General features: G+C 71.2%; 18 protein-coding genes and 1 tRNA gene. 13 read left to right on the top strand and 6 right to left on the bottom strand.

The genetic code is table 11. The features are described from left to right. Nucleotides 1-58: 58 nt before the first annotated feature. Complete coding sequence (gene ppk2 / locus JSY14_RS04345; protein ID WP_259557540.1) at nt 59-964, top strand: polyphosphate kinase 2; 906 nt, start codon at nt 59-61, stop codon at nt 962-964. A gap of 100 nt (nt 965-1,064) precedes the next feature. On the opposite strand, the gene JSY14_RS04340 is transcribed toward ppk2, so the two are convergent. The 3 genes from JSY14_RS04340 to JSY14_RS04330 all read right to left on the bottom strand — a co-directional run bounded on the left by JSY14_RS04340 (nt 1,065) and on the right by JSY14_RS04330 (nt 4,477). Further along, nucleotides 1,065-1,715, bottom strand: coding sequence for a polysaccharide deacetylase family protein (locus JSY14_RS04340; protein WP_259559548.1), 651 nt, complete (start codon nt 1,713-1,715; stop codon nt 1,065-1,067). Nucleotides 1,716-2,017: 302 nt separating this feature from the next. Beyond that, the gene (locus tag JSY14_RS04335) at nt 2,018-2,782 is read right to left on the bottom strand and encodes a hypothetical protein (protein ID WP_259557539.1); all 765 of its coding nucleotides are present in this window, start codon (nt 2,780-2,782) and stop codon (nt 2,018-2,020) included. A 171-nt stretch (nt 2,783-2,953) separates the two neighbouring features. After that, nucleotides 2,954-4,477 (bottom strand): aspartate ammonia-lyase, encoded by a 1,524-nt coding sequence (locus tag JSY14_RS04330; RefSeq protein WP_259557538.1) that lies wholly within the window; start codon nt 4,475-4,477, stop codon nt 2,954-2,956. 90 nt (nt 4,478-4,567) lie between these two features. On the opposite strand from JSY14_RS04330, the gene JSY14_RS04325 reads away from it, so the two are divergent. After that, nucleotides 4,568-4,858 carry a DUF3017 domain-containing protein gene (locus JSY14_RS04325; RefSeq protein WP_259557537.1) on the top strand — a complete coding sequence of 97 codons (291 nt, stop codon included), beginning with the start codon at nt 4,568-4,570 and terminating at the stop codon, nt 4,856-4,858. 87 nt (nt 4,859-4,945) lie between these two features. Here the strand turns inward: JSY14_RS04325 and JSY14_RS04320 are convergent, their stop codons facing one another. Next, nucleotides 4,946-5,560 carry a carbonic anhydrase gene (locus JSY14_RS04320; protein ID WP_259557535.1) on the bottom strand — a complete coding sequence of 205 codons (615 nt, stop codon included), beginning with the start codon at nt 5,558-5,560 and terminating at the stop codon, nt 4,946-4,948. Between the two features lie 66 nt (nt 5,561-5,626). On the opposite strand from JSY14_RS04320, the gene JSY14_RS04315 reads away from it, so the two are divergent. The 3 genes from JSY14_RS04315 to galK all read left to right on the top strand — a co-directional run bounded on the left by JSY14_RS04315 (nt 5,627) and on the right by galK (nt 9,475). Continuing rightward, nucleotides 5,627-7,084 carry a threonine/serine exporter family protein gene (locus tag JSY14_RS04315; protein WP_259557534.1) on the top strand — a complete coding sequence of 486 codons (1,458 nt, stop codon included), beginning with the start codon at nt 5,627-5,629 and terminating at the stop codon, nt 7,082-7,084. Beyond that, nucleotides 7,081-8,118, top strand: coding sequence for a lactonase family protein (locus JSY14_RS04310; RefSeq protein WP_259557533.1), 1,038 nt, complete (start codon nt 7,081-7,083; stop codon nt 8,116-8,118). The genes JSY14_RS04315 and JSY14_RS04310 overlap by 4 nt, the downstream gene beginning before the upstream one ends. A 100-nt stretch (nt 8,119-8,218) precedes the next feature. After that, nucleotides 8,219-9,475 (top strand): galactokinase, encoded by a 1,257-nt coding sequence (galK, locus tag JSY14_RS04305; RefSeq protein ID WP_259557532.1) that lies wholly within the window; start codon nt 8,219-8,221, stop codon nt 9,473-9,475. Between the two features lie 4 nt (nt 9,476-9,479). Here the strand turns inward: galK and JSY14_RS04300 are convergent, their stop codons facing one another. Further along, the gene (locus tag JSY14_RS04300; RefSeq protein ID WP_259557531.1) at nt 9,480-10,553 is read right to left on the bottom strand and encodes an adenosine deaminase; all 1,074 of its coding nucleotides are present in this window, start codon (nt 10,551-10,553) and stop codon (nt 9,480-9,482) included. Next, the gene (locus JSY14_RS04295; RefSeq protein ID WP_259557530.1) at nt 10,550-11,791 is read right to left on the bottom strand and encodes a pyridoxal phosphate-dependent aminotransferase; all 1,242 of its coding nucleotides are present in this window, start codon (nt 11,789-11,791) and stop codon (nt 10,550-10,552) included. Before JSY14_RS04295 ends, JSY14_RS04300 begins: the two co-directional genes overlap by 4 nt. A 124-nt stretch (nt 11,792-11,915) precedes the next feature. Here JSY14_RS04295 and JSY14_RS04290 point away from each other — a divergent pair. The 8 genes from JSY14_RS04290 to JSY14_RS04255 all read left to right on the top strand — a co-directional run bounded on the left by JSY14_RS04290 (nt 11,916) and on the right by JSY14_RS04255 (nt 16,781). After that, nucleotides 11,916-11,988: transfer RNA gene (locus JSY14_RS04290), tRNA-Trp, on the top strand. 64 nt (nt 11,989-12,052) lie between these two features. Beyond that, entirely contained in the window at nt 12,053-12,325 is a 273-nt protein-coding gene (gene secE, locus JSY14_RS04285) for a preprotein translocase subunit SecE (RefSeq protein ID WP_259557529.1), read from the top strand. Nucleotides 12,326-12,379: 54 nt separating this feature from the next. Continuing rightward, a complete protein-coding gene (gene nusG / locus JSY14_RS04280) occupies nt 12,380-13,267 on the top strand; it encodes a transcription termination/antitermination protein NusG (RefSeq protein ID WP_259557528.1) in 888 nt (295 codons plus the stop codon). Nucleotides 13,268-13,419: 152 nt separating this feature from the next. Further along, a complete protein-coding gene (gene rplK, locus JSY14_RS04275) occupies nt 13,420-13,851 on the top strand; it encodes a 50S ribosomal protein L11 (protein ID WP_259557527.1) in 432 nt (143 codons plus the stop codon). Nucleotides 13,852-13,855: 4 nt separating this feature from the next. After that, nucleotides 13,856-14,575: a 50S ribosomal protein L1 gene (rplA, locus tag JSY14_RS04270; RefSeq protein ID WP_259557526.1), complete on the top strand. Its 720-nt coding sequence runs from the start codon at nt 13,856-13,858 to the stop codon at nt 14,573-14,575. A 504-nt stretch (nt 14,576-15,079) separates the two neighbouring features. Further along, a complete protein-coding gene (locus JSY14_RS04265; RefSeq protein WP_259557525.1) occupies nt 15,080-15,427 on the top strand; it encodes a hypothetical protein in 348 nt (115 codons plus the stop codon). After that, nucleotides 15,424-16,332: an oligopeptide:H+ symporter gene (locus JSY14_RS04260; protein WP_259557524.1), complete on the top strand. Its 909-nt coding sequence runs from the start codon at nt 15,424-15,426 to the stop codon at nt 16,330-16,332. The genes JSY14_RS04265 and JSY14_RS04260 overlap by 4 nt, the downstream gene beginning before the upstream one ends. Then, nucleotides 16,329-16,781: a POT-type proton-dependent oligopeptide transporter gene (locus tag JSY14_RS04255; protein WP_259557523.1), complete on the top strand. Its 453-nt coding sequence runs from the start codon at nt 16,329-16,331 to the stop codon at nt 16,779-16,781. The genes JSY14_RS04260 and JSY14_RS04255 overlap by 4 nt, the downstream gene beginning before the upstream one ends. The last annotated feature ends 100 nt before the right edge of the window (nt 16,782-16,881 follow it).

The raw sequence follows: 16,881 nt of genomic DNA, 5'->3' as shown, positions 1-16,881 counted from the left end.
GCCTCGTACCCTGGAGAAGCGGCATCGGTCTGCCGCTCGAGACCCGAAGGAGCGCCCCGTGAAGATCCCCGACAACCAGTCACTGCGCGAGTACATCGAGCACCTGCGCGAGGAGGGGTACTCGGTGCAGGACGGGCACACCCCGGACCCCGACCTCATCGACCCGCAGGGCAACCCGGTGTACACCTGGCAGGAGGGGTACCCGTACGAGACGCGCATGGACCGCGAGGAGTACGAGTTGGAGAAGTACCGCCTGCAGGTGGAGCTGCTGAAGTTCCAGTACTGGCTGGAGGACAACGACCAGAAGGCCGTCATCATCTTCGAGGGCCGTGACGCCGCCGGGAAGGGCGGCACCATCAAGCGCTTCACCGAGCACCTGAACCCGCGCACCGCCCGCGTGGTGGCCCTGAACAAGCCCAGCGACAGGGAGCGCGGCCAGTGGTACTTCCAGCGCTACGTGCAGCACCTGCCCACCGCCGGGGAGATGGTGCTGTTCGACCGCTCCTGGTACAACCGCGCCGGGGTGGAGCGCGTCATGGGCTTCGTCGACGACGAGCAGTACGAGACCTTCATGACCCAGGTGCCCCACTTCGAACGCATGCTCGTCGACTCGGGCATCCACCTCACGAAGTTCTGGTTCTCGGTGTCCCAGAAGGAGCAGCGCACCCGCTTCGCCATCCGCCAGCTCGACCCGGTGCGTCAGTGGAAGCTGTCCCCGATGGACCTCGAATCCCTCGACCGGTGGGAGGCGTACACCGCGGCGAAGGAGGAGATGTTCCGGCGGACCGACAAGAAGTACGCGCCGTGGACGATCATCCGCTCCAACGACAAGAAGCGCGCCCGCATCAACGCGATGCGCTACTTCCTCAGCCAGTTCGAGTACGAGGGCAAGGACCACGAGGTCGTCGGCTCCCCCGACCCGAAGCTCGTCATGCGCGGCAAGAAGGAAGAGGCCGACGAGTGAGCCGGCTGGGCGTTCCCGTCTGAACGCGTTCCGGTCTATACGCAGCGGGGGCGGAGGGGTGTCTCCCCTCAGCCCCCGCTGCGTGCGTGGGTGGCCGGCCTCAGGCCTCGCGGATCAGGCCGTGGGTGTAGTGCTTGCCCGCCCACATCTGGTTCTGCCCCAGTTCGGAGCAGGTGAGCAGGGTGTAGTCGTTCTCGTCGAGCCACTGCAGCACCCGCGGGGTGGCGTCCACCGAGGCCTGGTGGATCTCATGCATGAGGATGATGGAGCCGCGACGGGTCTGCGAGGTGACGGCGTGTAGCGTCTTGTCACCGTTCTTGTGCTGCCAGTCGAGGGTGTCGACATCCCACAGCTGCACGCTCTGCCCGTCCTGACCGGCGCGCTCGTCGACCTGCTTGTCCCGGGCGCCGTACGGCGGGCGCATCACCAGCGGGCGGCGGCCCAGCGCGTCGCGGATCACCTCGGTGGTGTGCCCGATCTCCTTCTCCAGCTTCTCGGAGCCGGTGCGCGCGAGGTCGCGGTGGGTCCAGGAGTGGCAGCCGACCTCGTGTCCGTCGGCGGAGGTCGCGGCCACCAGATCCTCCTGCCCCGGCACGATGTTGCCGATGAGGAAGAACGTCGCGGCCGCGTGATGCTCGTCGAGGTGGCCGCGCAGCTCCTCGTTCAACCCGCGGGCGGGGCCGTCGTCATAGGTCAGGGCGACGGCGCGCAGCAGCCGGGCGTCGGGGGCGACGACCGCCGAGGGCGCCACACCGGAGCCGCTGAGCGGTGCCAGCTGCAGGGCCGGGCCGGCACCGTCGCTCTCGCGAGCCCGTTCCCCCGGCCCGATCTCCGAGGGCACCTCGTAGACTGGGTCACCCTTGACGGAGTCGGGCTCGGGAACGGTCACCGCCGCCGGATCCCACGCCGCCGGGGTGGCGAGCGCCGCGATCGCGGCCCGGCCCAGGTCGGACAGCAGCGGGGCGGCGGCGTCCTTCCCGATCCGGACGACCTTCGGCACACGGGAGCCGGAGACCGCGGCGGCGGGGAAGAACAGGGTGAGGGAACCGTCCTTCACCGGGATGATCGTCGGGCCGTTGCCGAAGGGTCGCGGCTGCTGCTGCAGGTAACCGTCGAGTGCTGCCGTGTCCAGCCCGGAGACGGAGGCGCCCGCCGCGACGGCTGCGTCGCGCAGGGCCCCCACTGGTCGTCGGCGATCAGGGCGGGGGAGAGTGACGCCCGGTCCCCCTCGGCGCGATGCCACACCAGGATCGGGGCGGAACCCTCCGGGGTGGTGACATCGAGGAGGGCGCCGAGCAGACCCGGCCCGGAGGCGACGATCCGGCCGGAGACCTTCAGATCCGGCTGGCCCTCGGCGGCATGCCGCTCGCGCAGCAGTTTGGAGACGCAGATGTCGAGGGCCGCATCGAGCCCGCGGGCACCGGGCACCTGCGGGATCGACAGGGGAAGACCGAGCCTCTCGCTCAGGTCCACGCTGCCGGCGTCCGGAACCTGCGCGGAGACATCGGTGAGAGCGGTCAGTGCCGCCACCTCCGGCGGGGGCGGGGTGGTGGCCGCGGGGGCCTTCGCAGTGCGGCCGCGCCGTCGCCCGCCCCCGGCGTCGGAGGATCCGCCGCCCCCAGCACCGACAGCCTGGCAGGCGGCGAAGCTCCCGACGCCGATCACGGCCAGGGCCGACCCTCCGAGCAGCAGGCGGCGCCCCGGCCGCTCCGGTCGGCGCTCGGTGCGGCGACCCTGCGGTGCCTCCCCCTGCTGATGCTGCCGGCCACCACCCTGCTCGCCGTGCACGATCATGTCGAACTCGTCGCCTGCGGCCACGATCCACTCCTTGAGATGTCGTCGGTTCCCCCTGGTGCCCGCCCCGTCCTCCCGTTCCCCATCGACGGCGAGACGCGCGAATCTCACCGTAGACCTCAGGGCAGGGGGGAGCGGGGCGGCACGCGGTGGGGCGCCGACCACGTCACACGACGGGCGTCCCTGATGCCCGGATCACACCGTGTCGTTCGCGGTGTCCTCCGGGGTGTCGGTCCGTTCGGCCACCGGCGGGGCGACGTCCCCGGATTCCGTGGCGGGTGCGACCACCGGCACCGTCCCGGTGAGGCTCGCCCGGTGCGGCTGCGTCATGGAGGCGGGGGAGAGCAGCTCCCGCAGATGCCGCTCGTCGAGCAGACCGGCCTCGAGCACCAGGTCGGAGACCGGGCGCCCGGTCTCCAGCGCCCTCTGCGCGATCTCCGTCGCGGAGGCGTACCCGATCACGGGCACCAGGGCGGTCACGACGCCGATGGAGGAGCGCACGTACTCCTCGAGCCGGTCGTGGTTGGCGCGGATCCCCACCACACACCGCTGCGAGAGGGTGTGCATGGCGCGGGTCATGATCCGCGTCGACTCCAGGATGTTGAAGGCGATCACCGGTTCGAAGGCGTTCAGCTGCAGCTGACCGGCCTCGGCCGCGAAGGTCACGGTGAGGTCGTTGCCGATGACCTCGAAGGCCACCTGGTTCACGACCTCCGGGATCACGGGGTTCACCTTGCCCGGCATGATCGAGCTGCCCGGCTGCACCGCCGGCAGCGAGATCTCTGCGAAGCCGGCACGCGGACCCGAGGAGAGAAGCCGCAGGTCGTTGCAGACCTTGGAGATCTTCACCGCGATGCGCTTGAGCACCCCGGAGAAGGTCACGAAGGCGCCGGTGTCGCTGGTGGCCTCCACCAGGTCCGCGGCCACCGCGAAGGGGATGCCGGTGATCTGCGACAGTTCCTCCGCCGCATACCCCGCGTAGCGCGGGTCGGAGGTGATGCCGGTGCCGATGGCGGTGGCGCCCAGGTTGATCTCGCGGAACAACTGCGCGGTGCGGGTGAGGCGCTCGACGTCCTCCTCGATGGTGGTGGCCCAGGCGTGGAACTCCTGGCCCAGCGTCATCGGCACGGCGTCCTGCATCTGGGTGCGGCCCATCTTCAGCACGTCGGAGAACTCCTCGCCCTTCGCGCGCAGGGCCCCGATGAGCTCGTCCATGGCGTCGGCCAGGGCGGGGAAGGACAGCAGCATCGCCAGGCGCAGCGCCGTCGGGTACACGTCGTTGGTGGACTGCCCCAGGTTCACGTGGTTGTTGGGGTGCAGGCGGGTGTAGTCACCACGCTCGGCGCCCAGCAGCTCCAGCGCCCGGTTGGCGATCACCTCGTTGGCGTTCATGTTGGTGCTGGTGCCCGCACCGCCCTGGATCATGTCGACCACGAAGTGCTCGTGGAGGGCGCCGTCCGCGATCTCCTCGCAGGCGCGCTCGATGGCGTCGGCGCGCTCCGCGTCCAGCACCCCCAGCCGCCGGTTCGCCCGGGCCGCGGCCTGCTTCACCCGGGCCAGGGCCACGATCAGCCGCGGGAAATGCGACAGCGGGACATCGGTGATGCGGAAGTTCTCCTGCGCCCTCAGGGTCTGCACGCCGTAATAGGCATCGGCGGGGACGTCACGGTCGCCGAGCAGGTCATGCTCACGGCGGGTGGCGCGGGTCGTCTCGGTCATGGCGGGGTGTCCTCCTGGCGAGATGAGTGCGTCGTCGTCGACGGCCGTCGCCAGCCTAGCCGCGCCGGGCTCCGCCCCTACGATGGTCCGGTGCGACCCACCCGTGACCCTCGCAGCCTCGGCGCCGCCGTGCGGCGTCAGGCCGCGCTGCTGTCGGTCCTGGTGGGGGTGGCCCTGGCGGTGGCGGTGGCGCTGACGGGACGGGCTCCCGCCGGGGGGCTGATCCTCGCCGCCGTGTTGGTCTACGCCGCGGTGATCCGACTGGTCGCACCGACGGCGCGGGTGGGGGCGCTGGCCGTGCGCAGTCGGGTGCTCGACGTGATGGTGATGGTGGTGCTGGCGGCGGGGCTGGTCGTGCTGTCCGGCACCCCCAACCTCTGAGTCAGAGCCTCCCCGGTCGGAGACCGCCCGACTGTCGTCCGGGGTTCCGGATGGTTGTGTCGGCCGCCGCGTGGCATCGTGTGGTGCTCACTCGAGGGCGCCGCGATCCTGGCTCCACACGGGGCGCACCGTGCCGTCGTCTAGGGCGTAGACCGCTCCTGCCACCGCGATCTCGCCCCGTTCCAGGGCCGTGCGCACCAGCGGGGAACGCTCCAGGAGATCCTCGATCGTCCCGCACACGTGCCGGACCACCGGATCGCCACTGCCGTCCTCGGACAGATGCGGCCGCACCAGGTCCACCAGCACGGGGATGCCCGCCGGCAGCTCGGTACCCTCCCGCATCGCCGACACCGTCGCGGCCACCGCGCCGCACGACTCGTGCCCCAGCACCATCACCACGTCCACCCCGAGCTCCGCCACCGCGAACTCCACCGAGGCGAGCGTGGAGGACCCCGGCACATGCCCGGCGTTGCGGATCACGAACAGATCCCCGAACCCCTGGTCGAACAGCATCTCCACCGGCACCCGGGAGTCGGAGCAGCCCAGCACCGCGGCGAAGGGTGCCTGGCCCCGGTCCAGGCGGGTGCGGAAGGCCGGATCCTGATGGGGACGCTCGGGGTGGCCGGCGACGAAGCGGGCGTTGCCGTCCCACAGTCGGCGCAGTGCGACGGCGTGGTGCTCATCGGGGACGGGCCAGAGCATGGGGGCCTCCTGGGGTCGGGCGGCGTGAGGGTGCGCGTGCGGGCCCAGTGTGACACGATGCCGAGCGTGCCCACCGATCTCGAACGCCTGAACTCCGTGTTCGACCTGGCCCAGCGCATCGGGGTGGGGATGTTGGGCGCCGGTGCCGCCGCCTCCGAGGTCTCCGCCACCGTGCTGCGCGTGGTCTCCGCCTCCGGCATCCGTTCGGTGGCCGTGCAGGTGACCTTCGACGAGGTCTCCCTGTCCTACCACCCCGAGGGGGCCACCACCCCCATCACCCGGATGCGGCTGTCGGGCCCCCGCGTGCAGGACTTCGCGCGGCTGGCGGAGTATGAGGTGATCACCGAGCGTTACATCGACGGCGGGGTGAGCCTGGAGGCCGCCAGCGAGGAGGTGCGGCGCATCGCCCGGCGCGGCCGGATCTACCCGCTGTGGCTGATCACCATGGGCCTGGCCCTGATGGGGGGTGGAGCGGCCCTCGGTTTCGGGGCCGGCAGCCTCGTGGTGATCGTCGCGACCCTCAGTGCCGGGGTGCTGAACCTCGTCATCGAGTATCTGTTGCGGTGGGGGATCCCCCTGTTCTACGCCCAGGTGGCCTCGGGCCTGGTGGGGGCGCTCGGCGCGGTGGTGGCGCACAGCATCGACCCCAGTGTGAACTCGTCGATCGTGGTGGTGGCCTGCATCATCATCGTGCTGTCCGGTCTCACCAGCATCGGTGCCGTGCAGGATGCCGTCACGGGCTGGTACATCACCGCCTCCGCGCGGGTGCTGGAGACGATCATGCTCACGGTCGGACTGGTGATCGGGGTGCGCACGGGGATCGTCGCGGCGAACGCCCTGGGTGCGGACATCGCCGTCACCGCGCAGATCCCGCTGTCCCTCTCCTCCGTGCTGGTGGTGACCGTCTCCGGTCTGCTCGTCGGCCTCGGATACGGAGTGGGGACGCAGGTGCCTGCCCGCCTGCTGGCGCACACCGCGCTGGTCGCGGCGGGCTCCAGCGTCATCGCGCACCTGGCGTCCTCGGTGCTCGACCGGCTCGCGGCGGTGGGTGTCGCCTCGATGGCGGTCGGGGTGATCAGCGTGATCGCGGCCCGCCGGGTGCACGCCCCCGCGCTGATCTTCGCCATGGTGGGCTTGATCCCTCTGGTGCCGGGCAGTCGTATCTATCGCGGACTGCTGGCCGTGGGGGATGACGTCATCACCGGCGTCACGGAGCTGTTCGCCGCGGCGGAGATCGCGATCGTCATCGCCGCCGGGGCGGTCTTCGGCCAGCTGGTCGCCTCACGCCTGCTGCGTCCGACGAGCCGGGCCGCCGCGGCGTTCACCCCGGTGATCGCGGCGCCGTTCTCGACGCTGCGACGCCGACGTCTGGTGGACCGGCCGAAGCGTCGGCGCCGACGGGCGACGGCCACCCTGGAGCCCTCTACGATGACGGGGGAGATGGCGGCAGTGGCGCCGCATCTCCTGGACCTCGCGAGCAGCGGGGATCCGACACAGCCCGAGGGGAAGGAGGGCCAGCGGTGACCACATCCGAGATCATCGTCGCCACCGGCTCGTACACGAGCGAGGAACGCGGGCGCGGCACGGGTGTCGACCTGCTCGCGGTGACGGAGCAGGGGGCCGTGCGGCGCCTCACCCAGGTGCCGCTGGAGGACCCGTCGTTCGTGGTGTGGAGCGCCGACGGCACTCTCCTGCACGTGGTGCACGAGACCGACCCGACCCGGGTGAGCACCCTGCGGGTCAGCGCCGACGGCACCGAGGCCGAGGTCGTCGCCGACCTCACGCTGCGCGGCAGTGGCGGGTGCCACATCGCGCTCGGCGCCCGCGGACGCACGCTCGTGGTCGCCAATTACGGCAGCGGCTCGGTCGAGACCATCGCGCTGTCCGAGGAGGGGTTGCTGGCCGAGCTCATCGACCTCGACGACCACGGCCGAGCCGACGGCCGCCGCCGCTTCCGGGACCCGCACCCGCATCAGGTGACGGCGCTGCCCGGGACGTCGCTGCTGGCAGTGACCGATCTCGGTCTCGACGCCGTGTTCCTCTACGAGCAGTCGCCGTGGGGGTCGCTCGATCTCCAGGGCCAGGTGATGTTCCCGCGGGGCAGCGGGCCGCGCCACCTCGCCACCGACCACGAGGCCGCCGAGCTGCACCTGGCCTGCGAGCTCGACGGGACCGTCACCACCGCCGTGCGCCGCCGGAACCCCGAGACGGGGGAGATCAGCTGGGTGAGCCGCGGCTCCGTGCGTTCCACCCGCCACGACGGCGACTGCGCCCCCTCGCACATCGAGATCACCCGGCACGAGAACAACCTGCTGGTGGCCAACCGCGGCCCGGACACCCTGGCGGCGCTGTCACTGGGGCAGATGCGTCCGACGATCATCGACGAGATCGAGGTGGGGGCGCATCCGCGGCACTTCACCCGCGTGGGGGAGCTGACGCTGGTCGCGGCCCAGGAGGGTGACCGCATCGACGTGCTCGCGTGGAACGGTGATCGGCTGCGCGTCGTGGCCGACCCCTTCCCCTCCCCGTCGGTCACCTGCATCGCCCCGCGTCCCTGACCCCACCTCGCCGCCCCCGCGGCCCGGGGGTGAGCCGGCGGTCCCGAAGGACGCGGCGGCGCCCCCGTAGACTCGGGGCGTCCCCGGACCCGAGAACGCGATGAGCCACCCCTCCGATCAGCCCACACCCGCCCCGACCGCCGCTGACGCCGCGCCAGGCCCTCGCCTGGCCAGCGCCCCGGACCGGGAGCTCCGTGCCCGCCGCACCGCCGAGCTGTTCCAGGACGCCTGGGGGTACGCGCCCGACGGGGTCTGGTCCGCGCCCGGCCGGGTGAACCTCATCGGTGAGCACGTGGACTACCAGGATGGGCTGTGCCTGCCCATGGCGCTGGAGCACCGCACCTACGTGGCGGCGGCCCGGACCCCCACCGATCGGGTGCGGTTGCGCTCCGCCCAGGCCGAGGGCGTGGTGGAGCTGTCCGCGAAGGACCTCGAACCCGGCACGGTCGCCGGCTGGCCGGCGTACGTCGCGGGCGTCCTGTGGGCGCTGCGCGGTCACCTCTCCGGGGGTGAGCCGTGGGGCCTGGATCTGGTGGTCGACGGGCAGGTGCCGCTGGGGGCGGGGTTGTCGTCCTCCGCCGCCCTGGAGTGCGCGGTCGCCGCGGCCCTGGAGGACCTGTTCACCCTGGGCACGGAGCCGGTGGAGCGCATCCGCGCCGCGATCCGCGCCGAGAACGACTTCGTGGGCGCCGCGACCGGCGGGCTCGACCAGTCCGCTGCGGTGCTCGGCCGTCGCGGTCACGCGCTGCTGCTGGACTGCCGGGACTTCTCCGTCGAGCCCGTGCCGTGGGATCTCGCCGCCCAGGGCCTCGCGCTGCTCATCACCGACACCCGCGCCGAGCACTCCCTCGTCGGCGGCGAGTACGCCGAGCGGCGCCGACAGAGCGAGCAGGCCGCCGAGGCCCTCGGGGTGGGGACGCTGCGGGATGTGGACCCCGCCGGTCTGCCGGGGGCCCTCGAGGCGATCGCGGACGAGACGGTGCGGCGGCGCGCCCGGCACATCATCACCGAGATCGAGCGGGTGCGGCGCGTCGGGGCTCTGCTCGAGGCGGGGAGCGTGCGCGGGCAGCTCGATCAGATCGCCGCGCTGATGGATGCCTCCCACGACTCTCTGCGGGATGACTACGAGGTGACGGTGCCCGCCCTCGACAGCGCCGTGGACGCCGCCCGGGCGGCCGGAGCCCATGGGGCACGCATGACCGGTGGTGGTTTCGGGGGCAGCACCATCGCGCTGGTCGAGCATGACCGGGCGGAGGCTGTCGCCGAGGAGATCGCCCGGGCCGCGGAGACCCGAGGGCTGCCGGCCCCGCACTTCTTCCTGGCGCTGCCGGGGGACGGCGCGGGCCGGGACCTCTGAGGGGTCAGTCCGGGGAGGTCGAACCCGGGGGAGTGCGCCGCCACTGCTCGATGCCGTCGAGCAGACGAGCCACCACATCGTGCGGGGCGCGGGAGGCGCGGACGCTGCCGGCGGCGAGATCGGCGAGCTCGTCGTCGCTGAGGCCCATCGCCCGGGCGGTCTCGTACTGTGCCACCAGCCGCGAGCCGAACAGCAGCGGATCGTCGGCGCCCAGCGCGATCGTGGCGCCCGCATCGAGGAGGGTCCGCAACGGGACGTCCTGCGCCGTCGGGTAGACCCCGAGCGACGCGTTGGAGGCGGGGCACACCTCGAGGGCGACGCCCGCCTCGACGATCCGGGTCAGCAGCTGCGGGTCCTCGGCCGCCCGCACTCCGTGGCCGAGACGATCCGGTCGCAGGGTCCGCAGGACCTCCTGCACGTGGGCGGGGCCGAGCAGCTCCCCACCGTGCGGCACGGAGGCCAGGCCCGCGGCGCGGGCGATGCGGAACGCAGGGGCGAACTCCTCGGTGATGCCGCGGCGCTCGTCGTTCGACAGGCCGAAGCCGACCACCCGCCCCGCATGACGCACCGCCAGCCGGGCGAGGGTGCGGGCATCCAGCGGATGCCGGATCCGGGAGGCCGCGACGATGAGGCCGACGCTCACCCCGGTGTCGCGCTCCGCCGCCGCGGCCTCATCGAGGATGATCTCCAGCGCCGGTGTGAGGCCGCCGACGTGCGGGGCGTAGCTGGTGGGGTCCACCTGCAGCTCGAGGCGGCCCGAGCCCTCCGCGGCGTCGTCCTCGACGGCCTCGCGCATGGTGCGGCGCAGGGCCTCCTCATCACGCACCACCTGGCGGGCGGCGTCGTACTGCCGCTGAAAGCGGAACCAGCCGCGTGCGGTCGGCTCGACCCGCAGCGCCACATCATCGGTGAGGGAGGACGGCAGCCGGATCCCGCGGTGGGCGGCGAGGTCCTGCAGGGTCGCCACCCGCATCGAACCGGTGAAGTGCAGGTGCAGGTGCGCCTTCGGCAGCGCCGCCAGATCCCGGCGCGGTGCCGTGGACTCCTCGGAGCTCACCGCCGCGGCCGCGGGGCTCACCGGGACAGCAGGGTGGCCACGCGGTCGATGCCCTCCTCGAGGTCGGCGTCGGCCAGGGCGTAGGAGAAGCGCAGATGACCGGGGGCGCCGAAGGCCTCGCCGGGCACGGCCGCGACCTCCGCCTGCTCCAGGATGATCTGTGCCAGCTGCGAGGACGACTCGACGGTGCTGCCGGCGACCTCTTGGCCGATCACCCCGGTCACGTCGGGGAAGGCGTAGAAGGCACCGGTGGGGGTGGGCACCGTGAACCCGGGGATGGCCGCGAGCTTCTTGACGATGGTGCGGCGGCGCCGGTCGAAAGCGGTGCGCATCTCGTTGACGGCGTCGCGCGGCCCGGTCAGCGCCGCGATCGCCGCGCGCTGCGCCACGTTGTTCACGTTCGAGGTGAGGTGCGACTGCAGGTTCGAGGCCGCGGCGATCACGTCGCGCGGGCCGATGGTCCAGCCCACGCGCCAGCCGGTCATGGCGAAGGTCTTCGCGACGCCGTTGAGCAGCACCGTGGAGTCGGCGAGGTCCGGCACCGCCGCCAGCACCGAGGTGAACTCCACCCCGTCGTAGGTGAGGTGCTGATAGATCTCGTCGGAGATGACCCACAGGCCGTGCTCCAGGGCCCAGTGGCCGATGCGAGCCAGGAGCTGAGCGTCCATCACGGCGCCGGTGGGGTTGGAGGGGGAGCAGATCACGATTGCGCGGGTGCGGTCGGTGCGAGCGGCCTCGAGTTGCTCCACGGTCGGCAGGTAGCCCTGGTCGGCGCCTGCGAGCACCGGCACCTCCCGGCCGCCGGCGAGGCGGATGGCCTCCGGGTAGGTGGTCCAGTAGGGGGCGGGGAGGATCACCTCATCGCCCGGATCCAGCAGGGTGGCGAAGGTCTGGTAGACGGACTGCTTGCCGCCGTTGGTCACGAGGACCTGCACCGGATCCACGCTGATCCGGTCGATCTCAGCGGTGGCGGCGGCGATCGCCTCGCGCAGCTCGGCCAGACCGGACGTGGCGGTGTACCGGTGGTTGCGGAGCTCGGCGCAGGCCTGCTGGGCGGCCTCGACGATGTGCGCGGGGGTGGGGAAGTCCGGCTCCCCGGCGCCGAAGCCGATCACGGGCCGTCCGGCGGCCTTGAGGGCCTTGGCCTTCGCATCCACGGCCAGGGTGGCGGACTCGGCGATGGCGCCGACGCGCCGGGAGATCCGGCGGCCGGCAGGGGTCTGGGAGGGTGGGGTCGCGGCGGTGGTGTCGTTGCTCACGCCCCCTATGGTCCCACGGAAGTCGCACGGCCTGCGAGGACTGGGTATGCTGTCCCGTGGCCCTTACCGCCGAGACGCCCCACTGCGGGGTGTCATGGTGTGGGCCGCGCGGGTCCACCCGCGAAGGGTAGTGGCGCAATTGGTAGCGCAGCGGTCTCCAAAACCGCAGGTTGCAGGTTCGAGTCCTGTCTACCCTGCTCGTCCGGTCGGCTCGGCCGTCCAGGACGGCCGATGACCCCGACCTGATCGGATCGCCTCACCGTGAGCTCTCAGCCCAGTGTCCCGACCTCCTCCGAGGAGGACCGCGACCGCCCCGGCTCGAGCCGCAACCCGTTCGTCGCGATCGGCCTGTTCATCCGCCAGGTCATCGCCGAGCTGCGGAAGGTCCACGTCCCCACCGGTGGTGAGCTGGTGGCGTTCACGATCACCGTGCTCGCCTTCGTGGCGTTCATGATCGTCCTCATCTTCGCCCTGGATCTCGCCTTCGGGTGGCTGTCGGAGCTCACGTTCTCCGACGCGCAGCGCGCCGGCTGAGATCCGCCCGCCGCGCTGAGCGCGGCCCCGTTCGAGCAGAAAGCAGGTGCCCCGGTGTCCGACGAGCAGAACGCTCCCCAGGATTCCTACGCGGACGTCGACGACAGCCTCTCCTTCTCCGCGTCGCAGCCGTCCACCGATCCGTTCCACGCGCCGCAGGCCGACGAAACCGTGGATGCGCCGACGGAGGACGTGACCGCGGTCGACCCGGAGGGCGAGGACCTCGACGCGTCGGTCGAGCCGGCGGACGCGACCCCGGCGGAGGCACCCGCTCAGGTGGCCGCCGCACAGGACGATGAGCAGGCCGACGAGCAGGCCGACGCCGCCTCCGCGGAGGACGATGCTCTCGAGCAGCTGCGCCGCCACCTGCTGGTCGCCCCCGGCGAGTGGTACGTCATCCACTCCTACTCCGGCCACGAGAACCGCGTGCGCACCCAGCTGACCACTCGCATCGAGACCCAGGACATGGAGGAGCAGATCTTCCAGGTCGAGGTCCCGATGGAGGACGCGGCCGAGGTGAAGAACGGCCAGAAGAAGATCGTCCGTCGCGTGCGGATCCCCGGTTACGTGCTGGTGCGCATGGACCTCACCGACGAGTCGTGGCGAGTGGTCCGGGACACCCCGGGCGTGACCGGCTTCGTCGGCAACGCCACCGACCCGACGCCGCTGAGCACCGACGAGGTGTTCTCCATGCTGGCGCCGAGCGTGGGCCTGCCCGAGAAGAAGCGCAGCTCCGGCGGCTCCTCGAAGTCCTCCGCGCCCGCCGCGGTGCCGGCCTTCGAGGTCGGGGAGTCGGTGACCGTCATGGACGGTCCCTTCGAGACCATGCCGGCGACGATCCACGAGATCGACACCGAGCATCAGAAGCTCCAGGTGCTCGTGTCCATCTTCGGACGCGAGACCCCGGTGGAGCTGGCCTTCGACCAGGTCGCCAAGATCTGAGCGAAGCGAAGATCACGTCGGCCCCGGGTCGACGTCGTCGCGGCGCCCAGGTAGCGTCGCTTCGGGCCCGCCGCGCCGAGCGCGCGGCGGGTCCCGCAGTGGGAGGGCATCCTGCCGGGATGCCCGCCTAGACCACGGAGAAAGAGGAAAGCATGGCTGCGAAGAAGAAGGTCTCGCGGATCATCAAGCTCCAGATCCAGGCCGGGCAGGCCACCCCTGCCCCGCCGGTGGGTCCGGCGCTGGGTGCCGCGGGCGTCAACATGATGGAGTTCGTCAAGGCGTACAACGACGCCACGGCGGCCCAGCGGGGCAACATCGTCCCCGTGGAGATCACGGTCTACGAGGACCGCTCCTTCACCTTCATCACCAAGACCCCGCCGGCGGCGGAGCTCATCAAGAAGGCCGCAGGCCTGCAGAAGGGCTCGGCCACCCCGCACACGGTCAAGGTCGGGAAGCTGACCCAGGCTCAGGTCCGCGAGATCGCGGAGACCAAGATGCCTGACCTGAACGCGAACGACATCGAGACGGCCGCGAAGATCGTCGCGGGCACCGCTCGTTCCATGGGCATCACGGTGGAGGACTGACGACATGGCATTCCGCAGCAAGGCGTACAAGGACGGCGCGGCGAAGATCGAGGAGGGGCGTCTGTACTCCCCGCTCGACGCGGTCCGTCTGGCGCAGAAGACCAGCACCACGAAGTTCGACGCCTCCGTCGAGGTGGCCATGCGCCTGGGTGTGGACCCGCGCAAGGCCGATCAGATGGTGCGCGGCACCGTCAACCTGCCCAACGGCACCGGTAAGACCGCCCGCGTGATCGTGTTCGCCACCGGCCCGCAGGCCGAGGCGGCTCGTGCGGCGGGCGCCGATGAGGTCGGCGACGACGACCTGATCGCCAAGGTCGAGGGTGGCTGGACCGACTTCGACGCGGCCGTCGCCACCCCGAACCTCATGGGCAAGGTCGGCAAGCTGGGCCGCGTGCTCGGCCCCCGCGGCCTCATGCCGAACCCGAAGACCGGCACCGTCACCATGGACACCGCCAAGGCGGTGGAGGACATCAAGGGCGGCAAGATCGAGTTCCGCACCGATCGCGCCGCGAACCTCCACTACATCATCGGCAAGACGTCCTTCTCCGACCAGCAGCTGGTGGAGAACTACGTGGCGGCCCTCGAGGAGATCCTGCGCCTGAAGCCGGCCTCTTCCAAGGGTCGGTACATCACCAAGATCACCGTGTCCACCACCATGGGCCCGGGCATCCCGGTCGACGTGAACCGTACGCGCAACCTCACCGAGGACACCGACGAGGCCTGACCGGCCAGCAGTCTGACGACACGGCGCCCCTGCTCGACTGTGGAGCAGGGGCGCCGTTGTTCGTCCTTCTGGCGTTCTCCCTGCTCAGTAGCCGGACGCCGGAGCGCTGTGGCGGATCCTTACTCGCCCGCGCTCCCGGCGTCCTTGGGTGCGGTTGCGGTCCGGTGTCGTGCTGTGCCTGTTCCCGTGACGTGCTGCCTCTGTTCCCATTTCTGGAACGGAAACGGCACGTCACGGCGGAGTGCCCCGTCGGCCACCCCGCGCCCACGGTCGCGCTCCGCGCCCTCCGCGTCCGCCGCGCCCGCCCGCCGCCCGCCCCTGTGATCGCGGGGGACCCAAGGCCCGACCGTCCGCCCCGGGTCCGAGAGCCCGGACGCAGGGTCCGTCCGGAAGCGCCCGCGGGCCCTTTCGGCCCTCGGTCCCGGATTCCTGAGCGCACGCTGGGAGCACCCCAGAACCCCGGTCGGCGAGGATGCTGGCCGCACACGCGAGAGGACACGCATCATGTCGCACGATGCGGAGCGGACCCCCGGTTCGACATCTCTGGACCCGGTGCCCACCGACGGGACCCCCGGCCCCGGAGACCCGGTGCCCGAAGGGGCACGCAGCTCCCTGTACGTGCCGAAGGGTCTGCGCACGGGCCCGTCTCTGGAGGACCGCGCTTTTATCGGTCACCCGGGCGGGCTGCCGTGGATGCTGCAGGTGGAGATGTGGGAGCGCTTCTCCTGGTTCGGCATGCGCGCGATCCTGCTGTACTTCCTGGTCGACACCCTCGCCAACGGGGGTCTGGGCCTCAGCACCAACACCGGCCAGGTGGTGGTCTCCGCGTACGGCGCCGCTGTCTGCTCATGACCATCCCCGGCGGCATCTTCGCCGACCGCATCCTCGGGCCGTGGATCTCGACCCTCATCGGGGGCTGCATCATCATGGCCGGTCACGTGGTGCTCGCCATCCCGCTGGTCGTCACGTCCTGGGTGGGTCTGATCCTCATCGCCCTGGGCACCGGGTTCATCAAGCCGAACCTTGCCACGGTCGTCAGCGGTCTGTATGACGCCGACGATCCTCGTCGTGATCAGGGCTTCCAATACTTCTACATGTCGGTGAACGTCGGCTCGCTCGTGGCGCCCTTGGTCACCGGTTTCCTGAAGGACCACTTCGGGTACCACGTCGCGTTCATTTCCGCTGCCATCGGTATGGCTCTGGCCCTGGTGTCCTTCGCGTACGACCGGCACAAGCTGGGCCGCTTCGCCTACACCATCCCGAACCCGCTGCAGCCCGGGGACGGCAAACGTCTGGTCCTGTTGGCCCTCGGCATCATCGCCCTCGCCACCACCCTCATCAGCCTGTTCCGCTTCCTGGTGTTCGCCGGGGCGGAGTCCTCCGAGGCGTGGGTGAATTCGATCGCGTGGTCGCTGTTCCTCTTCGCCCTCGTGACCTCCCTCGGGTACTTCCTCACCATGGCGCGCAGTCCCCGGGTCACCAGCCAGGAGCGCGTGCACCTGCGGGCCTTTGCCCCGCTGTGGGTGGGCAGCGTGCTGTTCGTGCTGATCTTCGAACAGGCCGCGGGGAAGATGGCCACCTTCGCCGCGGAGAACACCGACCGCTCCGTGGGCGGCCTGGTCGAGCTCAGTGCCGCTCAGTACCAGTCCTTCAACCCGTTGTTCTTGCTGCTGTTGGCGCCGCTGATCGGCGCCCTGTTCGCGCGCCGGGCGGGTCGGTTCCCGAACACCGCCGCGAGTTCGCGATCTCCCTGGTGATCATCGCGTTGTCGGCCATGATGATGGGTTACGGCTTCACCACCTGGCCCGGTGGCGCCGGGGCGCTCGCGCCGTTCTGGTACCTCATCGCGGTGTTCTTCGTGCAGACGATCGCGGAGCTGTTCCTCAACCCGGTGGGTCTGTCGGTGACCACGAAACTGGCCCCGCGGCACTTCGCCTCCCAGACCATGACGCTGTGGTTCCTGGCCCCCGCGGTGGGCCTGGGCCTCACCTCCGTGGTGATCAGCCTGACCGAGGGACTCGGCGATGGGCTGTATTACTACGGCCTGGGTGCGGTCACCCTGCTGGTGGCTCTGGTGATGTTCCTGATCGGCCCATGGATCCAGCGGAACATGGACGACGTCGACCGTCGGAGCGTGAGGGCGCCCGTCTCGAGGAGGAGCTGGAGCACCAGCACTGAACGCCCGCGGGGCGGGCCCGTGCTGTGAGGCAGCTCGCGCGGGGGTCGGTGGCGGCCCCCGCGCCCGCGCCGGTACAGTGGTCGCTACCGAAGACCGCCGGTCGTCGTGCCCGCCACCGGGTGCGACC

This window comes from Brachybacterium sillae (genome assembly GCF_025028335.1).
Taxonomy (GTDB): Bacteria; Actinomycetota; Actinomycetes; order Actinomycetales; family Dermabacteraceae; genus Brachybacterium; species Brachybacterium sillae.
This window is presented reverse-complemented; position numbering and strand designations above follow the sequence as displayed.

What these genes read in the sequence shown, in the direction of transcription:
- JSY14_RS04330 (WP_259557538.1), bottom strand. Translation starts at nt 4,477, where the DNA reads ATGACCGAGACGACCCGCGCCACCCGCCGTGAGCATGACCTGCTCGGC.
- JSY14_RS04320 (WP_259557535.1), bottom strand. Translation starts at nt 5,560, where the DNA reads ATGCTCTGGCCCGTCCCCGATGAGCACCACGCCGTCGCACTGCGCCGA.
- galK (WP_259557532.1), top strand. Translation starts at nt 8,219, where the DNA reads ATGAGCCACCCCTCCGATCAGCCCACACCCGCCCCGACCGCCGCTGAC.
- rplK (WP_259557527.1), top strand. Translation starts at nt 13,420, where the DNA reads ATGGCTGCGAAGAAGAAGGTCTCGCGGATCATCAAGCTCCAGATCCAG.
- rplA (WP_259557526.1), top strand. Translation starts at nt 13,856, where the DNA reads ATGGCATTCCGCAGCAAGGCGTACAAGGACGGCGCGGCGAAGATCGAG.
- JSY14_RS04265 (WP_259557525.1), top strand. Translation starts at nt 15,080, where the DNA reads ATGTCGCACGATGCGGAGCGGACCCCCGGTTCGACATCTCTGGACCCG.
- JSY14_RS04260 (WP_259557524.1), top strand. Translation starts at nt 15,424, where the DNA reads ATGACCATCCCCGGCGGCATCTTCGCCGACCGCATCCTCGGGCCGTGG.